This is a genomic window from Pseudomonas sp. RIT-To-2 (assembly GCF_029623465.1).
In the GTDB taxonomy this organism is placed as follows: domain Bacteria; phylum Pseudomonadota; class Gammaproteobacteria; order Pseudomonadales; family Pseudomonadaceae; genus Aquipseudomonas; species Aquipseudomonas silvicola.
The window spans coordinates 262,585-280,457 of sequence record NZ_JAPYKM010000002.1 but is presented as its reverse complement, the minus strand read 5'-3'; the positions used below and the strand labels follow the sequence as shown (position 1 = coordinate 280,457).

The 17,873-nt window shown below is 62.0% G+C and carries 20 protein-coding genes; 13 read left to right on the top strand and 7 right to left on the bottom strand.

From position 1 onward, the window contains the following. Positions 1–99: 99 nt before the first annotated feature. Genes lptB through QBK88_RS03225 form a run of 5 tightly spaced genes read right to left on the bottom strand, consistent with a single transcriptional unit; the run spans position 100 to position 3,434 of the window. Positions 100–825: an LPS export ABC transporter ATP-binding protein gene (gene lptB, locus QBK88_RS03245; RefSeq protein ID WP_277960882.1), complete on the bottom strand. Its 726-nt coding sequence runs from the start codon at positions 823–825 to the stop codon at positions 100–102. Beyond that, the gene (lptA, locus tag QBK88_RS03240) at positions 825–1,367 is read right to left on the bottom strand and encodes a lipopolysaccharide transport periplasmic protein LptA (protein WP_043300629.1); all 543 of its coding nucleotides are present in this window, start codon (positions 1,365–1,367) and stop codon (positions 825–827) included. The genes lptB and lptA overlap by 1 nt, the downstream gene beginning before the upstream one ends. Then, positions 1,354–1,926, bottom strand: coding sequence for an LPS export ABC transporter periplasmic protein LptC (gene lptC / locus QBK88_RS03235; protein WP_277960881.1), 573 nt, complete (start codon positions 1,924–1,926; stop codon positions 1,354–1,356). The genes lptA and lptC overlap by 14 nt, the downstream gene beginning before the upstream one ends. Before the next feature lie 8 nt (positions 1,927–1,934). Beyond that, positions 1,935–2,459, bottom strand: coding sequence for a KdsC family phosphatase (locus tag QBK88_RS03230; protein WP_268148455.1), 525 nt, complete (start codon positions 2,457–2,459; stop codon positions 1,935–1,937). Further along, positions 2,460–3,434, bottom strand: a complete 975-nt coding sequence (locus QBK88_RS03225; RefSeq protein WP_268148457.1) for a KpsF/GutQ family sugar-phosphate isomerase — start codon at positions 3,432–3,434, stop codon at positions 2,460–2,462. A 231-nt stretch (positions 3,435–3,665) separates the two neighbouring features. On the opposite strand from QBK88_RS03225, the gene QBK88_RS03220 reads away from it, so the two are divergent. The 10 genes from QBK88_RS03220 to hisC all read left to right on the top strand — a co-directional run bounded on the left by QBK88_RS03220 (position 3,666) and on the right by hisC (position 11,612). Next, complete coding sequence (locus QBK88_RS03220; protein ID WP_268148459.1) at positions 3,666–4,475, top strand: ATP-binding cassette domain-containing protein; 810 nt, start codon at positions 3,666–3,668, stop codon at positions 4,473–4,475. After that, the gene (gene mlaE, locus QBK88_RS03215) at positions 4,475–5,272 is read left to right on the top strand and encodes a lipid asymmetry maintenance ABC transporter permease subunit MlaE (protein ID WP_277960880.1); all 798 of its coding nucleotides are present in this window, start codon (positions 4,475–4,477) and stop codon (positions 5,270–5,272) included. Before QBK88_RS03220 ends, mlaE begins: the two co-directional genes overlap by 1 nt. After that, a complete protein-coding gene (gene mlaD, locus QBK88_RS03210; protein WP_277960879.1) occupies positions 5,272–5,739 on the top strand; it encodes an outer membrane lipid asymmetry maintenance protein MlaD in 468 nt (155 codons plus the stop codon). The genes mlaE and mlaD overlap by 1 nt, the downstream gene beginning before the upstream one ends. 11 nt (positions 5,740–5,750) lie before the next feature. Beyond that, positions 5,751–6,392 (top strand): Tgt2/MlaC family protein, encoded by a 642-nt coding sequence (locus QBK88_RS03205; RefSeq protein ID WP_277960878.1) that lies wholly within the window; start codon positions 5,751–5,753, stop codon positions 6,390–6,392. Next, positions 6,389–6,694, top strand: coding sequence for an STAS domain-containing protein (locus tag QBK88_RS03200; protein ID WP_268148467.1), 306 nt, complete (start codon positions 6,389–6,391; stop codon positions 6,692–6,694). Before QBK88_RS03205 ends, QBK88_RS03200 begins: the two co-directional genes overlap by 4 nt. Before the next feature lie 120 nt (positions 6,695–6,814). After that, on the top strand, positions 6,815–7,054 hold the full coding sequence (locus tag QBK88_RS03195; RefSeq protein WP_158155220.1) for a BolA family protein: 240 nt from the start codon (positions 6,815–6,817) through the stop codon (positions 7,052–7,054). Positions 7,055–7,076: 22 nt separating this feature from the next. After that, entirely contained in the window at positions 7,077–8,342 is a 1,266-nt protein-coding gene (murA, locus tag QBK88_RS03190; RefSeq protein WP_268148469.1) for a UDP-N-acetylglucosamine 1-carboxyvinyltransferase, read from the top strand. Between the two features lie 120 nt (positions 8,343–8,462). Next, positions 8,463–9,098: an ATP phosphoribosyltransferase gene (gene hisG / locus QBK88_RS03185; protein ID WP_158155224.1), complete on the top strand. Its 636-nt coding sequence runs from the start codon at positions 8,463–8,465 to the stop codon at positions 9,096–9,098. Positions 9,099–9,236: 138 nt separating this feature from the next. After that, the gene (hisD, locus tag QBK88_RS03180; RefSeq protein ID WP_277960877.1) at positions 9,237–10,565 is read left to right on the top strand and encodes a histidinol dehydrogenase; all 1,329 of its coding nucleotides are present in this window, start codon (positions 9,237–9,239) and stop codon (positions 10,563–10,565) included. 3 nt (positions 10,566–10,568) lie between these two features. Continuing rightward, entirely contained in the window at positions 10,569–11,612 is a 1,044-nt protein-coding gene (hisC, locus tag QBK88_RS03175) for a histidinol-phosphate transaminase (protein WP_277960876.1), read from the top strand. 59 nt (positions 11,613–11,671) lie between these two features. Here the strand turns inward: hisC and QBK88_RS03170 are convergent, their stop codons facing one another. Together QBK88_RS03170 and algW are read right to left on the bottom strand one after the other, a co-directional pair. Then, entirely contained in the window at positions 11,672–12,502 is an 831-nt protein-coding gene (locus tag QBK88_RS03170; RefSeq protein ID WP_277960875.1) for a hypothetical protein, read from the bottom strand. 204 nt (positions 12,503–12,706) lie between these two features. Further along, complete coding sequence (gene algW, locus QBK88_RS03165; protein ID WP_277960874.1) at positions 12,707–13,870, bottom strand: Do family serine endopeptidase AlgW; 1,164 nt, start codon at positions 13,868–13,870, stop codon at positions 12,707–12,709. A gap of 123 nt (positions 13,871–13,993) precedes the next feature. Between algW and QBK88_RS03160 the strand changes: the two genes are divergently transcribed. From QBK88_RS03160 to cysN, 3 genes are all read left to right on the top strand, one after another. Further along, positions 13,994–14,752, top strand: a complete 759-nt coding sequence (locus QBK88_RS03160; RefSeq protein ID WP_277960873.1) for a Nif3-like dinuclear metal center hexameric protein — start codon at positions 13,994–13,996, stop codon at positions 14,750–14,752. Positions 14,753–14,936: 184 nt separating this feature from the next. Beyond that, entirely contained in the window at positions 14,937–15,854 is a 918-nt protein-coding gene (cysD, locus tag QBK88_RS03155) for a sulfate adenylyltransferase subunit CysD (protein ID WP_268148478.1), read from the top strand. A 14-nt stretch (positions 15,855–15,868) separates the two neighbouring features. Beyond that, positions 15,869–17,770 carry a sulfate adenylyltransferase subunit CysN gene (cysN, locus tag QBK88_RS03150; protein ID WP_277960872.1) on the top strand — a complete coding sequence of 634 codons (1,902 nt, stop codon included), beginning with the start codon at positions 15,869–15,871 and terminating at the stop codon, positions 17,768–17,770. The last annotated feature ends 103 nt before the right edge of the window (positions 17,771–17,873 follow it).

Here is a 17,873-nt window from a genome sequence, read left to right as displayed (position 1 = left end):
CCTGAAACCGAAGTGTTTGCCTAGAGCGATGCCGCAATAAAAGCCCCGTGGGGCTAAAAAAATGCGACACGCCCAGGCATCAAGCCAAACACCTCGCCTTTACAGGCGGAACTCGTGACCGAGGTAAACCTCTTTCACCAGTTGGTTTGCCAGGATGGTTTCGGCATCGCCCTCGGCGATCAACTGGCCATCGTTGACGATGTAAGCGGTTTCGCAGATGTCCAGTGTCTCGCGAACGTTGTGGTCGGTGATCAACACCCCGATACCCTTGTTCTTGAGGTGGTGGATGATCTGCTTGATGTCGCCGACCGAAATCGGGTCGACACCGGCGAACGGTTCGTCCAGCAGGATGAACTTGGGCGCGGTGGCCAGGGCGCGGGCGATTTCCACTCGGCGCCGCTCACCACCGGACAGGCTCATGCCCAGGTTGTCGCGAATATGGGTGATGTGGAACTCCTGCAGCAGGCTTTCCAGCTCCTTGAGGCGCCCGGGCTTGTCCAGCTCCTTGCGCGTCTCCAGGATCGCCATGATGTTGTCCGACACCGACAGCTTGCGGAAGATCGAGGCTTCCTGTGGCAGGTAGCCGATACCGGAGCGTGCGCGGCCGTGCATCGGCTGGTGGCTGACGTCCAGGTCGTCGATGAGCACGCGACCCTGGTCCGCCTGCACCAGGCCGACGATCATGTAGAAGCAGGTGGTCTTGCCGGCGCCGTTGGGCCCCAGCAGGCCGACGATCTGCCCGCTTTCGATGGACATGCTGACGTCACGCACCACTTGCCGGCCCTTGTAGGCCTTGGCCAGGTGCTGGGCTTTGAGAGTCGCCATTACTTGCCCTGCTGCTGGTCGGTTTTGCTTTTCGGCTGGATGACCATGTCGATCCGTGGACGCGGCGCCGTGATCTTGGTGCCATTGGCACGGCCAGCGTTGACCACCTGCTTGACGGTGTCGTAGATGATCTTCTCACCTTCGGAGGTATTGCCGTCGTTCACCACCTTGGCCTGGTCGATCAGGGTGATGTGGTTCAGCGCCGACTGGTACTGGATGGTCTTGCCCCAACCCTGCACGATCGGCTTGTCGATGGCCGGCTTCTGCTCGTAGTAGGCCAGGTTGCCCACGGAGGTGAAGGTGTCCACGTCGCCCTGCGCGTTTCGGGTGATGGTCACGGTGTTGCCGGTGATCTTCATGGTGCCTTGGGTAATGATCACATTGCCCTTGTAGACAGCCACGCCCTGCTTGTCATCCAGTTGCGCATCGTCGGACTGGATGTGGATCGGTTGGTCGCGGTCCGTTGGCAGTGCCCAGGCGCTAACGCTCCCCAGTGCAGAGCCCAGGGAGAGCAATAAAGGGAGGGTTTTAACGAGCCTCATACAATCCTCTTACGTTGGACAGCAAGTTGATCTTGCTGTCTTTCAAATATGCCTTCATGCCCTTGCCCGTAGAGACGCCACCGGCGCCGTCGATTCTAACGTCTCGGTCTGTCTGCGCATATTGCTGTTGTGGGAATACCGTCATGCGTGTGCTGGTAATCAGGGTAGGGCGGTCTTTCTGGTCGGTACGGGCGATGCGCACGTTGTCGATAAGCTCGACCTGGGTGCCGTCCGGGTTCACTTCGCCCTTGTCGCTGGTCACATGCCATGGGTATACGGTGCCACGGTACAGGTTCATGTCCGGGTTCGTCACCTTGGTGATCTGGCTGGCCTGCATGTGCTCGACCTTGTCGGCGGTCATGCGGTATTGCACGCCCCCATCCGGCAGGTACTGCACGCTGTGGGCGTTGATGGCGTAATAGTCGATGGCACTGTCGTCGATGGCCGCGGCGGGCTTTTCGAGGAAGGTGTCCGGGTTGATGTTCCAATAGCCGACCGAGACGAAGATCGCCACGATGACGCAGAACAGCAGTAGGTTGCGCAGTTTTTTGCTCGGCATGGGAAACTCTATAAATAGGCGGCCAAGGCCGCTTCGAGGTTGCCTTGGGCGCGCAGGATCAGCTCGCAGAACTCGCGGGCGGCGCCTTCGCCGCCACGGGCCTGGGTGACGCCGTCGGCATGTTCGCGCACGAATGGCGTGGCGTTGGCCACCGCCATGCCCAGGCCGACGCGGCGAATAGGCGCCAGGTCGGGCAGGTCATCGCCCAGGTAGGCTACCTGTTCATAGCTTAGGCCCAGTTGCGCCAGAAGCTCGTCCAATACCACCAATTTGTCTTCGCGGCCCTGGAACAGGTGGGCGATGCCCAGGCTCTTGGCCCGGCGCTCGACGATGGGGTTCTTGCGCCCGGTGATGATGGCGGTGGCCACCCCCGAGTTGATCAGCATCTTGATACCCTGGCCATCCAGGGTATTGAAGGTCTTGAGTTCGCTGCCGTCTTCCAGGAAGTACAAACGACCGTCGGTCAGTACGCCGTCGACGTCGAAAACGGCCAGCTTCACGGCCTGGCCGCGTTGCAGCAGGTTCTGGGTCATTTACATCACTCCCGCACGCAACAGGTCGTGCATGTTCAGGGCGCCCACGGGGCGGTCTTCCTTGTCGACCACCACCAGCGCGCTGATCTTGTGGTCTTCCATGATCTTCAGGGCTTCGGCGGCCAGCATCTCGGCGCGGGCGGTCTTGCCATGCGGTGTCATGACCTGCTCGATGCGCGCGCTGTGCACGTCGATGGCCTTGTCCAGGGTGCGGCGCAGGTCACCGTCGGTGAAGATCCCGGCCAGGCGGCCATCGGCCTCCAGTACCACGGTCATGCCCAGGCCCTTGCGGGTCATTTCCATGAGCGCGTCCTTGAGCAGGGTGCCGCGTTGCACCTGCGGCAGTTCGTCGCCGGCATGCATCACGTTCTCCACCTTGAGCAGCAGGCGGCGGCCCAGGGCACCACCGGGGTGCGAGAAGGCGAAGTCCTCGGCGGTGAAGCCGCGGGCTTCCAGCAGGGCAATGGCCAAGGCGTCGCCCAGCACCAGGGCCGCGGTGGTGGACGAGGTGGGCGCCAGGTTCAGCGGGCAGGCTTCGTGAGCAACGCGAGCGTCCAGGTTGACTTCGGCAGCCTTGGCCAGCGGCGAATCGGGGTTGCCGGTGAGGCTGATCAGTTGAATGCCCAGGCGCTTGATCAGCGGCAGCAGGGTGACGATCTCGGCCGTGGAGCCCGAATTGGACAGGGCCAGAATGATGTCGTCGCCGGTGATCATGCCCATGTCGCCATGGCTCGCTTCGGCCGGGTGCACGAAAAACGCCGTGGTGCCGGTGCTTGCCAGGGTGGCGGCGATCTTGTTGCCGATATGCCCGGACTTGCCCATGCCGACCACCACCACGCGGCCCTTGCTGGCCAGAATCAGCTCGCAGGCACGGACGAAATCGGCATTGATATTGGCCAGCAGGCCTTCTACCGCCTCGAGTTCAAGGCGGATAGTGCGTTGTGCCGATTGGATCAGGTCGCTGGATTGGCTCATGTCGAAAACGTATTGCCCGATGAAAAGGCGGCGATTATAGCGGTATTGAGCGAAACCCTCACGTTCGATCGTCAACCTTTAAATGTCTTGTTGCTCAACCACTGGTTCGACGGCCTTGGGGCGGGTGTGTCAGGGGTGATATAGTTCGCCGCCAGTTGGCCCGCCAGAAGCGCGCGTGTCTTCGTGACAGGGGGAAGCGTCCGAGGACAGGCTGCATCGCAAGGAGTTTAGATGAGTGCCGATAATGACTACGCGGTCGAGCTGAAGGGTGTTTCCTTCAAGCGCGGCTCGCGGAGTATCTTCAATAATGTCGATATCCGCATTCCACGCGGCAAGGTCACCGGTATCATGGGACCTTCCGGCTGCGGCAAGACCACGCTGCTGCGCCTGATGGGCGCGCAGCTGCGCCCCAGCGCCGGCCAGGTACTGGTCAACGGCCAGGACCTGCCGACCCTGTCGCGCAGCGCGTTGTTCGATGCGCGCAAGCACATGGGCGTGCTGTTCCAGAGCGGCGCGCTGTTCACCGACCTCGACGTGTTCGAGAACGTGGCGTTCCCGCTGCGGGTGCACACCGACCTGCCCGACGACATGATCCGCGACATCGTGCTGATGAAGTTGCAGGCCGTGGGCCTGCGCGGCGCGGTGGAACTGATGCCCGACGAGCTGTCCGGCGGCATGAAGCGCCGCGTGGCACTGGCCCGGGCCATCGCCATGGACCCGCAGATCCTCATGTACGACGAGCCGTTCGTGGGCCAGGACCCCATCGCGATGGGGGTACTGGTGCGCCTGATTCGTCTGCTCAACGACGCGCTGGGCATTACCAGCATCGTGGTGTCCCATGACCTGGCGGAAACCGCCAGCATCGCCGACTACATCTATGTGGTCGGCGATGGCCAGGTGCTGGGCCAGGGCACGCCGCAGGAGCTGATGGCCGCCGACAACCCGCGCATCCGTCAATTCATGAAAGGCGACCCCGATGGGCCGGTTCCTTTCCATTTCCCGGCGCCGGACTACCGCGCCGATCTTCTGGGGACGCGCTGATGCGCAAGAAATCACTGCTGGAACGCATTCGCCTGTTCGGCCGCGCGGCCATCGACATGGTGGCGGTGCTGGGGCGCTCCGGGCTGTTTTTGCTGCATGCGCTGGTCGGCCGCCGGGGTATCGGCGGTGGCTTTCAACTGCTGGTCAAGCAGTTGTACTCGGTGGGCGTGATGTCGCTGCTGATCATCGTCGTGTCCGGCATGTTCATCGGCATGGTGCTGGCCCTGCAGGGGTTCAGCATCCTCACCAAGTACGGTTCCGAGCAGGCCGTGGGGCAGATGGTTGCGCTTACCCTGCTGCGTGAACTGGGGCCGGTGGTCACCGCGTTGCTGTTCGCAGGGCGCGCCGGTTCGGCGCTGACCGCCGAAATAGGCAACATGAAGTCCACCGAGCAGTTGTCGAGCCTGGAAATGATCGGCGTGGACCCGCTCAAATACATCGCCGCGCCGCGCTTGTGGGCCGGTTTCATTTCCCTGCCGATCCTGGCCATCATTTTCAGCGTGGTCGGTATCTGGGGTGGTTCGTGGGTCGCCATCGACTGGCTGGGCGTGTATGACGGTTCGTTCTGGGCCAACATGCAGAACAGCGTCAGCTTTACCGACGATGTCGTCAACGGCGTGATCAAGAGTGTCGTGTTCGCCTTCGTGGTGACGTGGATCGCCGTGTTTCAGGGGTACGACTGCGAGCCCACTTCAGAGGGGATCAGCCGTGCCACCACCAAGACCGTGGTGTACGCCTCGCTGGCCATCCTGGGCCTGGACTTTATTCTGACCGCTTTGATGTTTGGAGATTTCTGATGCAAAACCGCACCCTGGAAATCGGTGTCGGCATGTTTTTGCTGGCCGGGATACTGGCGTTGATTCTGCTGGCCCTGCGTGTCAGCGGCCTGTCCACCAGCGCTGCCAACGACACCTACAAGCTGTATGCGTACTTCGACAACATCGCCGGCCTGACCGTCCGCGCCAAGGTCACCATGGCTGGCGTCACCGTCGGCAAGGTCACGGCCATTGACCTGGACCGCGACAACTTCACTGGCCGCGTCACCATGCAGGTCGACAAGAAGGTCAACAACCTGCCGGTCGACTCCACCGCTTCCATCCTGACGGCTGGCCTGCTGGGCGAGAAATACATCGGCCTGAGCGTGGGGGGCGATGACAAGCTGCTCACCGACGGCGGAACCATTCATGACACCCAGTCGTCCCTTGTACTGGAAGATCTGATCGGCAAATTCCTGCTCAATACCGTTAACAAAGACGCCAAATGAGGAGTTACTCCATGATGTCCATCCTGCGACGTGGCCTGCTCGTACTGCTGGCCTGCATGCCGCTGCTGGCCACTGCTGCCGACCAGTCGGCCCATGACCTTGTGGATCGCACCACCAAGGAACTGCTGGCCGACCTGGCCGCGAACAAAGAGCAGTACAAGACCGATCCAAGCAAGTTCTATGACGCGCTGAACACCATCATTGGCCCTGTGGTCGATGCCGACGGTATTTCCAAGAGCATCATGACCGTCAAGTACTCGCACAACGCCACCCCTGACCAGGTCAAGCGCTTCGAGGAGAACTTCAAGAAAGGCCTGATGCAGTTCTATGGCAACGCGCTGCTGGAATACAACAACCAGGGCATCACCGTGGGCCCGGCCAAGGGCGACGAGGGTGACCGCACCAGCGTCGACATGACCGTCAAGGGCACCAATGGCGCCGTCTACCCCGTGCAGTACACCCTGGTGAAGCTGAACGGCGAATGGAAAGTGCGTAACGTCATCGTCAACGGCATCAACCTGGGCAAGCTGTTCCGTGACCAGTTCGCCGATGCCATGCAGCGCAATGGCAACAACCTGGACAAGACCATCGACGGCTGGGCCGGCGAAGTGGCCAAGGCCAAGGCCGAGAAGGGCACTGGTGCTGCCCAATGACCGACGCCGCCATCAGCCAGGGCGCCGGCGGCGAGCTGCTGCTGACCGGCGTGCTGGACTACAGCACGGGCACCGCCTTGCGCAAGCAGGGCCAGGCCCTGGTCAAGGCCAGCCCCGGCACCGCCCTGGTGCTGGACTGCGCCGGCGTGGTCAAGTCCAGCAGCGTGGGCCTGTCCCTGCTGCTGTGCCTGCGGCGTGAGGCCATCGCCTGTGGCAAGACCCTGACTTTCAGGGCCCTGCCGCGGGACATGCAGCAGATCGCCGAGGTGTGCCAACTGAGCGGAATTTTATCCGCGGCGTGAGCAATCAGGCACAATGAACAAGCCCCTCCGTCAGAGTCCTGTTAACCAGGGTTCGCAGGCGAGGGGCTTTTTTTGTATGATGGCCGACCCGCGCGCACAGGGCGCCGATCGAGGTTGAGCATGCAGGCCGTAGAAGTTAAGCGTTTTCTTGAAGAAAAACTGGCAAATGTCCAGGTCGAAGTTGAAGGCGAAGGCTGCAACTTCCAATTGAACGTGATCAGCGACGAGCTGGCCGCACTGAGCCCGGTCAAGCGTCAGCAGCAGATCTATGCTCATCTCAATCCCTGGATCGTCGATGGCAGCATTCATGCGGTCACAATGAAATTTTTCAGCAGCGCAGCCTGGGCTGAGCGCACCTGAGCCTGAGGGCGTCGAGATTCTTATGGACAAACTGATTATTACTGGCGGCGTTCGTCTTGATGGCGAAATCCGTATTTCCGGGGCGAAGAACTCTGCCCTGCCGATTCTGGCGGCCACGCTGCTGGCCGATGGCCCGGTGACCGTGGCGAACCTGCCGCACCTGCACGACATCACCACGATGATCGAGCTGTTCGGCCGCATGGGCATCGAGCCTGTGATCGACGAGAAACTGTCGGTCGAGATCGACCCGCGCACCATCAAGACCCTGGTCGCACCGTACGAGCTGGTGAAAACCATGCGTGCCTCGATCCTGGTGCTGGGCCCCATGGTCGCCCGTTTCGGCGAGGCCGAAGTGGCCCTGCCTGGCGGTTGCGCTATTGGTTCGCGCCCGGTAGACCTGCACATCCGTGGCCTTGAAGCCATGGGCGCGGTCATCGACGTGGAAGGCGGCTACATCAAGGCCAAGGCGCCGGAAGGCGGCCTGCGCGGCGCGAACTTCTTCTTCGACACCGTCAGCGTGACCGGTACCGAGAACATCATGATGGCCGCGGCCCTGGCCAATGGCCGCAGCGTGCTGCAGAACGCCGCGCGTGAGCCGGAAGTGGTCGACCTGGCCAACTTCCTGATCGCCATGGGCGCCAAGATCCACGGTGCCGGCACCGACACCATCACCATCGATGGCGTCAAGCGCCTGGACTCGGCCACCTACAAGGTGATGCCCGACCGTATCGAGACCGGCACCTACCTGGTGGCTGCCGCCGCCACCGGTGGCCGCGTGAAGGTCAAGGACACCGATCCGACCATCCTTGAAGCCGTGCTGGAAAAACTCAAGGAAGCCGGCGCCCAGATCACCACCGGTGAAGACTGGATCGAGCTGAACATGCATGGCAAGCGTCCGAAGGCCGTCAATGTGCGCACCGCGCCGTACCCGGCTTTCCCGACCGACATGCAGGCGCAGTTCATCTCCCTGAACGCCATTGCCGAAGGCACTGGCGCGGTCATCGAGACCATCTTCGAGAACCGCTTCATGCACGTGTATGAAATGCACCGCATGGGCGCGCACATCCAGGTGGAAGGCAACACCGCCATCGTCACCGGTACCGAGAAGCTCAAGGGCGCGCCAGTGATGGCTACCGACCTGCGTGCCTCGGCCAGCCTGGTGATCTCGGCCCTCGTGGCCGACGGTGACACCCTGATCGACCGCATCTACCACATCGACCGTGGTTACGAGTGCATCGAGGAAAAACTGCAGATGCTGGGCGCCAAGATCCGTCGCGTACCGGGCTAAGCTGTTTTCGGGCGCAGGGACGCGCCCCATGAATCTGTCCAGCCGGGCCCCCAGGGGGCCGGCAGTGGCCCGGCGCCGGTTGCGACCGGGCACAATCCTGATTAAGGAAAGACGTTTTCCATGTTGACCATCGCGCTGTCCAAGGGCCGCATTCTCGATGACACCCTGCCACTGCTGGCAGAGGCGGGCATTGTTCCGACCGAGAATCCGGATAAGAGCCGCAAGCTGATCATCCCCACGACCCAGGACGATGTGCGCCTGCTGATCGTGCGTGCCACCGACGTGCCGACCTACGTCGAGCATGGCGCCGCCGACCTCGGTGTCGCCGGCAAGGACGTGCTCATGGAATACACCGGCCAGGGGCTGTACGAGCCACTGGACCTGCAGATTGCCCAGTGCAAACTGATGACCGCCGGTGCCATTGGTGCCCCAGAGCCCAAGGGCCGCCTGCGCGTGGCCACCAAGTTCGTCAACGTCGCCAAGCGCTACTACGCCGAACAGGGCCGCCAGGTCGACATCATCAAGCTGTACGGCTCCATGGAGCTGGCCCCGCTGGTGGGCCTGGCCGACAAGATCATCGATGTGGTCGACACCGGCAACACCCTGCGTGCCAACGGCCTGGAGCCCCAGGAGCTGATCGCCACCATCAGCTCGCGCCTGGTGGTGAACAAGGCGTCGATGAAGATGCAGCACGCCCGCATCCAGTCACTGATCGATACCCTGCGCAAGGCGGTGGAGTCGCGACACCGCGGCTGACCCACATGCGCGGCCTTGAGCCGTGCCCATCTATCCGTGTCATAGCCAGAATTCTCAGGTGCCCACGCGGATGGCTTGGTAGTCTAGCGGCGCCTGAGATTTGCTATTTTCAGCATTCGCCAACTATTGAGGCCCGCTATGACCACGTCCACAGCAATCCGTCGACTCAACGCCACTGATCCGGACTTCGCGCGCCATCTGGATCATCTGCTGAGCTGGGAAAGCGTGTCCGACGACTCGGTCAACCAGCGCGTGCTCGACATCATCAAGGCGGTGCGCGAGCGCGGCGATGCGGCGCTGGTGGAGTTCACCCAGCGTTTCGATGGCTTGCAGGTGGCCTCCATGGCTGACCTGATCCTGGGCCGTGAGCGCCTGGAGCTGGCCCTGACCCGCATCACCCCCGAGCAGCGCCAGGCCCTGGAAAAAGCCGCCGACCGCGTGCGCAGCTACCACGAGAAGCAGAAGCAGGACTCGTGGAGCTACACCGAGGCCGACGGCACCGTGCTGGGCCAGAAGGTCACCCCGCTGGACCGCGCTGGCCTGTATGTGCCGGGCGGCAAGGCGTCGTACCCGTCCTCGGTGCTGATGAACGCCATTCCGGCCAAGGTCGCCGGCGTGACCGAAGTGGTCATGGTGGTGCCTACGCCGCGTGGTGAGGTCAACGAACTGGTACTGGCCGCCGCGTGCATCGCCGGTGTCGACCGGGTGTTCACCATCGGTGGCGCCCAGGCCGTGGCCGCGCTGGCCTACGGTACCGAGAGCGTGCCGCAGGTCGACAAGGTGGTGGGCCCCGGCAACATCTACGTGGCCACCGCCAAGCGCCACGTGTTTGGCCAGGTGGGCATCGACATGATCGCCGGCCCGTCCGAGATCCTTGTGGTATGCGACGGCCAGACCGACCCGGACTGGATCGCCATGGACCTGTTCTCCCAGGCAGAGCACGACGAAGACGCACAGGCCATCCTGGTCAGCCCTGACGCAGAGTTTCTCGACAAGGTGGCCGCCAGCATCGACAAGCTGCTGCCCACCATGGACCGTGCCGAGATCATCAATACGTCGATCAATGGCCGCGGTGCCCTGATCAAGGTGGCGGACATGGAACAGGCCATCGAAGTGGCCAACCGTATCGCCCCCGAGCACCTGGAGCTGTCGGTGGCTGACCCGCAAGCCTGGTTGCCGAAGATCCGCCACGCTGGCGCCATTTTCATGGGCCGCCACACCAGCGAGGCCTTGGGCGACTATTGCGCGGGCCCCAACCACGTGCTGCCGACGTCCGGTACCGCGCGTTTCTCCTCGCCGCTGGGCGTGTATGACTTCCAGAAGCGTTCGTCGATCATCTTCTGCTCGCAGCAGGGTGCATCCGAGTTGGGCAAGACCGCTTCGATCCTGGCCCGCGGTGAGTCGCTGAGTGCCCACGCTCGCAGCGCCGAATACCGCATTCTCGCCGACGACCAGCAAGGGAACTGAGACATGAGCAAATTCTGGAGCCCCTTCGTCAAGGAACTGGTGCCCTACGTGCCGGGCGAACAGCCCAAGGTCGCCAACCTGGTGAAGCTCAACACCAACGAAAACCCTTATGGCCCGTCGCCCAAGGCCATAGAAGCGATGCGTGCCGAGTTGGGTGACAACCTGCGCCTGTACCCGGACCCCAACAGCGACCTGCTCAAACAGGCCGTGTGCGAGTTCTACGGCGTTCAGCCCAACCAGGTGTTCCTGGGCAACGGCTCGGACGAAGTGCTGGCGCACATCTTCCACGGCCTGTTCCAGCACGACCTGCCGCTGCTGTTCCCGGACATCAGCTATAGCTTCTACCCGGTGTATTGTGGTCTCTACGGCATTGCCTCGGCGCCGGTGGCGCTGGATGAGCAGTTCCAGATCCGCGTCGAAGACTATGCCCGCCCCAATGGCGGCATCATCTTCCCCAACCCGAACGCGCCTACTGGTTGCGTGCTGGCACTGGACGCTGTGGAGCAACTGGTGAAGAACAGCCCGGATTCGGTAGTGGTGGTCGACGAGGCCTACATCGACTTCGGCGGCGAGACCGCGATCGCCCTGGTCAACCGCTACCCCAACCTGCTCGTGACCCAGACCCTGTCCAAGTCGCGGTCCCTGGCCGGCCTGCGGGTTGGCCTGGCCGTTGGCCACCCGGACCTGATCGAGGCGCTGGAGCGGGTCAAGAACAGCTTCAACTCCTACCCGCTGGACCGCCTGGCGATTGTCGGTGGTGCGGCTTCGTTCAAGGACCGCGAATACTTCGAGCGCACCTGCCAGCTGGTGATCGACAGCCGCGAGAAGCTGGTGGCCGAACTGACCCAGCGTGGTTTCGAGGTGCTACCGTCTGCCGCGAACTTCATCTTCGCCCGCCATTCGCAACAGGATGCCGCTGCGATCGCGGCGAAAGTGCGGGAAAAGGGCGTGATCGTGCGCCACTTCAAACAGCCGCGCATTGCCCAGTTCCTGCGCATCAGCATCGGTACGCCCGAACAGAATCAGGCGCTGCTCGACGCGCTGTAACCGCTGGGCCGTAGCCGCTTTAGAAAGCGGCTATGGCCCGCTCGGCGGGATGATGGGCATTAGCCAACGCTGACGCGTTTGATCGAAATGCTATCGAAGGCAACGTCGGAACCCACAAGCACCAAGGTCAACGTGTCACGGGTGACCATAAGGGGATGTCGGTATATACGCTCATCTTCCCTGATTGCAAAAATCGGTTGTTCCGATGGTCCCTCAGGCCCATCGAATCTGATATAGACTTCACCGAAATAAAATGGTGAAAAAGGCTGGGTGGTGCAGTGGAATTCGTAAGTGGCTCCAGGGACTAAATCGCGAATAGTTTGAGTCACATGAGCATTGTTCTGTGCCACGCACAGCCCGTCGTAGAAGCGTACTGTGCCTTGAGTCGTCCAGCCTTCACCACCGAAATCAAATTCACCATTGCGAACTCGTTCTTCCAGGTCAGGCACGTCCCTGAACAGTAGAATTTCGTTAAGATAAAAGGGTGTCGCATTTAGGCCAGTGAAGCGGGCCTGCAACGATGCAGTACTTTCACGGGTCACGAAACTAAGCTTGAAATCCCCCCCCTGGGGATTAGCGGTTTGGGTAACGACTCCATTTTCCACTATTTCGGCGAGGTTCGCCCCAATGCCCGCGGATTTGAAGCGCAGGGTATAGGGTGCTGCTGACGCGACCTCAACCTGCTGGGCAATGGTGCCCTGGTTTTTCAGCTCGGCGCTGCCGTTTACGGTTTTGCAATTGTCGGGGTCGCCCTTGTCATCAACTTCCCAGTGATCAAAACCGTCATCAAAATTATTATTTTTAATCAGGTTGTCGATGCGGAGCGAAGCGTCCGAGTGTTCGGCTGAGTGAGCATTGTGCGATTTTTTTTGCGATGATGAATTTGTCATTTCATTTTCCTGGCCATAGTGGTTTTAGGAACGACTGCCAGGTGATCTTCGAGTCAGAACAATATGGCGACAACTGTCATATCTTACAGATGGCCTAATGGCGGCATGCTCTTGGGCGCGCCATGTTCAATCGCACACAGTTTGTCGGCGGCAATCTCCGTCCCGCTCAGTCCATGAAAAAGCCCGCGTTCGCGGGCTTTATCGTTACTGCACTTCTTCCGTGGCACTCGGCGCCGGTGGCGGCCGCAGGCCCACTTCGGCGGTGAGTTTCTTCTCCTTGCCATTGCGCATGATCTGGATCTCGATGCGGTCGTTCGGCTTGGTGCGCGCCACCTGATTCATGGACTTGCGCCCGTCACCGGCTGGCTGGCCGTCGATGCTCAGGATGACGTCGCCCAGTTGCAGGCCGGCTTTCTGCGCCGGGCCGTCGCGGAAGATGCCAGCGACGACGATGCCGGGCCGGTCTTTCAGGCCGAAGGAATCGGCCAGCTCCTGGGTCAGGGGCTGTACTTCGATGCCCAGCCAGCCGCGGATCACCTGGCCGTGCTCGATGATCGATTTCATCACCTCCAGCGCCAGCTTGATCGGGATGGCGAAGCCGATGCCCTGGGAGCCACCGGACTTGGAGAAGATGGCCGTGTTGATACCGGTCAGGTTGCCGTTGGCGTCCACCAGCGCGCCACCAGAGTTGCCCGGGTTGATGGCGGCGTCAGTCTGGATGAAGTCTTCATAGGTGTTCAGGCCCAATTGGTTGCGGCCCGTGGCGCTGATGATGCCCATGGTCACGGTCTGGCCGACGCCGAACGGGTTGCCGATGGCCAGCGCCACGTCCCCGATGCGGATGGTGTCGGAGCGGCCGATGGTGATAGAGGGCAGGTTCTGCAGGTCGATCTTGAGCACCGCCAGGTCCGTCTCCGGGTCGCTGCCGATCACCCGGGCCAGGGTTTCACGGCCGTCCTTGAGGGCCACCACGATCTGGTCGGCGTTGGCCACCACGTGGTTGTTGGTCAGCAGGTAGCCTTCGGGGCTCATGATCACGCCCGAACCGAGGCTTGACTCCATGCGCCGCTGCTTGGGCAGGTTGTCGCCGAAGAAGCGGCGAAATTGCGGGTCTTCGAACAAGGGGTGGCTGGTCTTGTTCGCGACCTTGGTGGTGTACAGGTTGACCACGGCGGGGGCCGCCAGCACCACGGCGTCGGCATAGGTGACGGGGCCCTGGACCACGCTGGAGGAACTCTGGGCCACTTGTTGCAGGTTGACGTCCTGGCTGGGCAAGCCCACCAGTTGCGGGAAACGCTGAATGATCAGCAAGGCGATGAGTAAACCAGTCAGCAGCGGCCAGCCAAAATAACGCAGTGCCTTGAACATTTAACGGATCCTGGGAATTTGCTAAGGAGCGCGAGCCATTCCCCAGGGCGTGGGGGAGGCTCATAATGGGCGCCATTATACGAGGGCTTGCGCCGCTCTGAACTGCCTATTTAGGAGTCTTTTATGGCTGTTGCACTGAGCACACTGGTGGAGGAAGCCGATCGCTACCTCAGCAGCGGAAAAATCCAGGATTATTGCCCCAATGGCCTGCAGGTGGAAGGCCGTCCGCAGGTGATGCGCATCGTCAGTGGCGTGACCGCCAGCCAGGCGCTGCTGGACGCGGCGGTGGAAGCTGGGGCGGACCTGGTGCTGGTGCACCATGGCTATTTCTGGAAGGGCGAAAACCCCTGCGTGGTCGGCATGAAGCAGCGGCGCCTGAAAACCCTGCTCAAGCACGACATCAGCCTGTTGGCCTACCACCTGCCCCTGGACCTGCACCCGGAAGTGGGCAACAACGTGCAGTTGGCGCGCCAGCTGGACATCACCGTGGAAGGGCCGCTGGACCCGGACAACCCGCGCGTGGTGGGCCTGGTGGGTTCGTTGGTCGAGCCCGTGACCGCCCGCGACTTTGCCCGCCGGGTGCAGGAAGCCCTGGGCCGTGAACCCCTGTTGATCGAAGGCCAGGAGATGATCCGACGGGTGGGCTGGTGCACGGGCGGTGGTCAGGGCTACATCGACCAGGCGATCGCCGCGGGTGTCGACCTGTACATCAGCGGCGAGGCCTCGGAGCAGACCTTCCACAGCGCCCGGGAAAACGGCGTCAGCTTCATCGCCGCCGGCCACCATGCCACCGAGCGCTATGGCGTCCAGGCTTTGGGCGACTACCTGGCCCGGCGCTTCGCCGTGGAGCACATCTTCATCGATTGCCCCAACCCGATCTGAAGTCGCCCGGTTCTGCAAAGGGCTGCGTCCGGGTGGGATGCCGGGCTGCGCCAAACCTGCGGGCATATTCTTATACTGCTTCGTTCTAACCACCCAATTAGATAGAAGAGGCCGCTGTGCTAGAGTGGGCGGCTCGAACACGGCCCGCAGGCCGTCCATAACGAATGTAATTCCGTGAGTAGCCATGGTCGACAAACTGACGCATTTGAAACAGTTGGAGGCAGAGAGCATCCACATCATCCGTGAGGTGGCTGCCGAGTTCGATAACCCGGTGATGCTCTACTCCATCGGTAAAGACTCTGCCGTGATGCTGCACCTGGCACGCAAGGCGTTCTTCCCAGGCAAGCTGCCGTTCCCGGTCATGCACGTGGACACCCAGTGGAAGTTTCAGGAGATGTACAAGTTCCGTGACCGCATGGTCGAAGAACTGGGCCTGGACCTGCTGGTGCACGTCAACCCCGAAGGCGTGGCCCAGGGCATCAACCCGTTCACCCACGGCAGCTCCAAGCACACCGACATCATGAAAACCCAGGGCCTGAAACAGGCGCTGGACAAGTACGGCTTCGACGCCGCCTTCGGTGGCGCGCGCCGCGACGAAGAGAAGTCGCGTGCCAAGGAACGTGTCTACTCGTTCCGTGACAGCAAGCACCGCTGGGACCCGAAGAACCAGCGCCCCGAGCTGTGGAACGTCTACAACGGCAAGGTCAACAAGGGCGAGTCCATTCGCGTGTTCCCCCTGTCGAACTGGACCGAGCTGGACATCTGGCAGTACATCTACCTGGAAGGCATCCCGATCGTGCCGCTGTACTTCGCTGCCGAGCGTGACGTGATCGAGAAAAACGGCACGCTGATCATGATCGACGACGATCGCATCCTCGAGCACCTCAGCGAGGAAGAGAAGGCCCGGATCGTCAAGAAGAAAGTGCGTTTCCGTACCCTTGGCTGCTACCCGTTGACGGGCGCGGTGGAGTCGGAGGCCGAGAGCCTGACCGACATCATTCAGGAAATGCTCCTGACGCGAACTTCCGAGCGCCAGGGCCGGGTCATCGACCACGATGGCGCCGGTTCGATGGAAGACAAGAAACGTCAAGGCTATTTCTAAGTTAGGGTCAGACCATGTCGCACCAATCCGATTTGATCAGCGAGGACATCCTCGCCTACCTGGGCCAGCACGAGCGCAAGGAACTGCTGCGCTTCCTGACCTGTGGCAACGTCGATGACGGCAAGAGCACCCTGATCGGGCGCCTGCTGCACGACTCCAAGATGATCTACGAAGATCACCTGGAAGCCATTACCCGTGATTCCAAGAAAGTCGGCACCACCGGTGAGGACATCGACCTGGCACTGCTGGTGGACGGCCTGCAGGCCGAGCGCGAGCAAGGCATCACCATCGATGTGGCCTACCGCTACTTCTCGACCGCCAAGCGCAAGTTCATCATCGCCGACACCCCCGGCCACGAGCAGTACACCCGAAACATGGCCACGGGTGCCTCCACCTGTGACCTGGCGATCATCCTGGTCGACGCCCGCTATGGCGTGCAGACCCAGACTCGCCGCCACAGCTACATTGCGTCGTTGCTGGGCATCAAGCATATCGTCGTGGCCATCAACAAGATGGACCTCAAGGGTTTCGACGAAGGCGTGTTCGAGGAAATCAAGGCCGATTACCTGAAGTTCGCCGAAGGTATCGCCTTGAAGCCGACCAGCCTGCACTTCGTGCCGATGTCGGCCCTCAAGGGCGACAACGTGGTGAATCACAGCGAACGGTCGCCGTGGTACACCGGCCAGACGCTGATGGAAATCCTCGAAACGGTGGAAGTGGCTGCCGACCGCAACCTCACCGACCTGCGTTTCCCGGTCCAGTACGTCAACCGTCCGAACCTGAACTTCCGTGGCTTTGCCGGCACCCTGGCCAGCGGCATCGTGCACAAGGGCGACGAAGTGGTGGTGTTGCCATCGGGCAAGAGCAGCCGCGTCAAATCCATCGTCACCTTCGAAGGCGAACTGGAGCAGGCCGGTCCTGGCCAGGCCGTGACTTTGACCATGGAAGACGAGATCGATATCTCCCGTGGCGACCTGCTGGTGCACGCCGATAACGTGCCAGCCGTGACCGACAGCTTCGATGCCATGCTGGTGTGGATGGCGGAAGAGCCGATGCTGCCGGGCAAGAAATACGACATCAAGCGCGCCACCAGCTACGTGCCGGGCTCCATCGCCAGCATCGTCCACAAGGTCGACGTCAACACCTTGGCCGAAGGCCCGGGCAGCGCGCTGGCGCTGAACGAGATCGGTCGTGTGAAGGTCGCGCTGGACGCTTCCATCGCCCTGGACGGCTACGACAGCAACCGCACCACTGGTGCGTTCATCGTCATCGACCGTCTGACCAACGGCACCGTCGGCGCCGGCATGATCATCGCACCGCCAGTGGTGCCGCATGGTTCGGCCAGCCACCACGGCAAACTGGCCCATGTGGCCACCGAGGAACGTGCCCTGCGCTTTGGCCAGCAGCCAGCCACCGTGCTGTTCAGCGGCCTGTCGGGCGCTGGCAAGAGCACCCTGGCCTATGCCGTGGAGCGCAAGCTGTTCGACATGGGCCGCGCGGTGTTCGTGCTGGACGGCCAGAACCTGCGTCACGACCTGAACAAGGGCCTGCCGCAGGACCGTGCCGGCCGTACCGAGAACTGGCGTCGTGCCGCCCACGTGGCGCGTCAGTTCAACGAAGCGGGCCTGCTGACCCTGGCTGCCTTCGTGGCGCCGGACGCCGAAGGCCGTGAACAGGCCAGGGCCCTGATCGGTGCTGACCGCTTGTTGACCGTGTACGTACAGGCTTCACCGCAGGTGTGCGCCGAGCGTGACCCGCAAGGGCTGTACGCGGCCGGCGGGGACAACATCCCCGGCGAGTCCTTCCCCTACGACGTGCCGCTCAATGCCGACCTGGTGGTCGACACCCAGAGCGTGTCGCTGGAAGAAGGCGTCAAGCAGGTACTGGACCTGTTGCGCAAGCGCGGCGCTATCTAAGCACTGGCATGCTCACCCAACCCCGCTTCGGCGGGGTTGGTCGTTTCCGGGGGAAGCAAACCCAGCGGTAGATCGTTACCACCTGGCGGGGCGTTGTTCGCGG

Coding starts and splice junctions, on each gene's coding strand:
- lptB (WP_277960882.1), bottom strand. CDS start 825: ATGGCGACTCTCAAAGCCCAGCACCTGGCCAAGGCCTACAAGGGCCGG.
- lptA (WP_043300629.1), bottom strand. CDS start 1,367: ATGAGGCTCGTTAAAACCCTCCCTTTATTGCTCTCCCTGGGCTCTGCA.
- lptC (WP_277960881.1), bottom strand. CDS start 1,926: ATGCCGAGCAAAAAACTGCGCAACCTACTGCTGTTCTGCGTCATCGTG.
- QBK88_RS03230 (WP_268148455.1), bottom strand. CDS start 2,459: ATGACCCAGAACCTGCTGCAACGCGGCCAGGCCGTGAAGCTGGCCGTT.
- QBK88_RS03225 (WP_268148457.1), bottom strand. CDS start 3,434: ATGAGCCAATCCAGCGACCTGATCCAATCGGCACAACGCACTATCCGC.
- QBK88_RS03220 (WP_268148459.1), top strand. CDS start 3,666: ATGAGTGCCGATAATGACTACGCGGTCGAGCTGAAGGGTGTTTCCTTC.
- mlaE (WP_277960880.1), top strand. CDS start 4,475: ATGCGCAAGAAATCACTGCTGGAACGCATTCGCCTGTTCGGCCGCGCG.
- mlaD (WP_277960879.1), top strand. CDS start 5,272: ATGCAAAACCGCACCCTGGAAATCGGTGTCGGCATGTTTTTGCTGGCC.
- QBK88_RS03205 (WP_277960878.1), top strand. CDS start 5,751: ATGATGTCCATCCTGCGACGTGGCCTGCTCGTACTGCTGGCCTGCATG.
- QBK88_RS03200 (WP_268148467.1), top strand. CDS start 6,389: ATGACCGACGCCGCCATCAGCCAGGGCGCCGGCGGCGAGCTGCTGCTG.
- QBK88_RS03195 (WP_158155220.1), top strand. CDS start 6,815: ATGCAGGCCGTAGAAGTTAAGCGTTTTCTTGAAGAAAAACTGGCAAAT.
- murA (WP_268148469.1), top strand. CDS start 7,077: ATGGACAAACTGATTATTACTGGCGGCGTTCGTCTTGATGGCGAAATC.
- hisG (WP_158155224.1), top strand. CDS start 8,463: ATGTTGACCATCGCGCTGTCCAAGGGCCGCATTCTCGATGACACCCTG.
- hisD (WP_277960877.1), top strand. CDS start 9,237: ATGACCACGTCCACAGCAATCCGTCGACTCAACGCCACTGATCCGGAC.
- hisC (WP_277960876.1), top strand. CDS start 10,569: ATGAGCAAATTCTGGAGCCCCTTCGTCAAGGAACTGGTGCCCTACGTG.
- QBK88_RS03170 (WP_277960875.1), bottom strand. CDS start 12,502: ATGACAAATTCATCATCGCAAAAAAAATCGCACAATGCTCACTCAGCC.
- algW (WP_277960874.1), bottom strand. CDS start 13,870: ATGTTCAAGGCACTGCGTTATTTTGGCTGGCCGCTGCTGACTGGTTTA.
- QBK88_RS03160 (WP_277960873.1), top strand. CDS start 13,994: ATGGCTGTTGCACTGAGCACACTGGTGGAGGAAGCCGATCGCTACCTC.
- cysD (WP_268148478.1), top strand. CDS start 14,937: ATGGTCGACAAACTGACGCATTTGAAACAGTTGGAGGCAGAGAGCATC.
- cysN (WP_277960872.1), top strand. CDS start 15,869: ATGTCGCACCAATCCGATTTGATCAGCGAGGACATCCTCGCCTACCTG.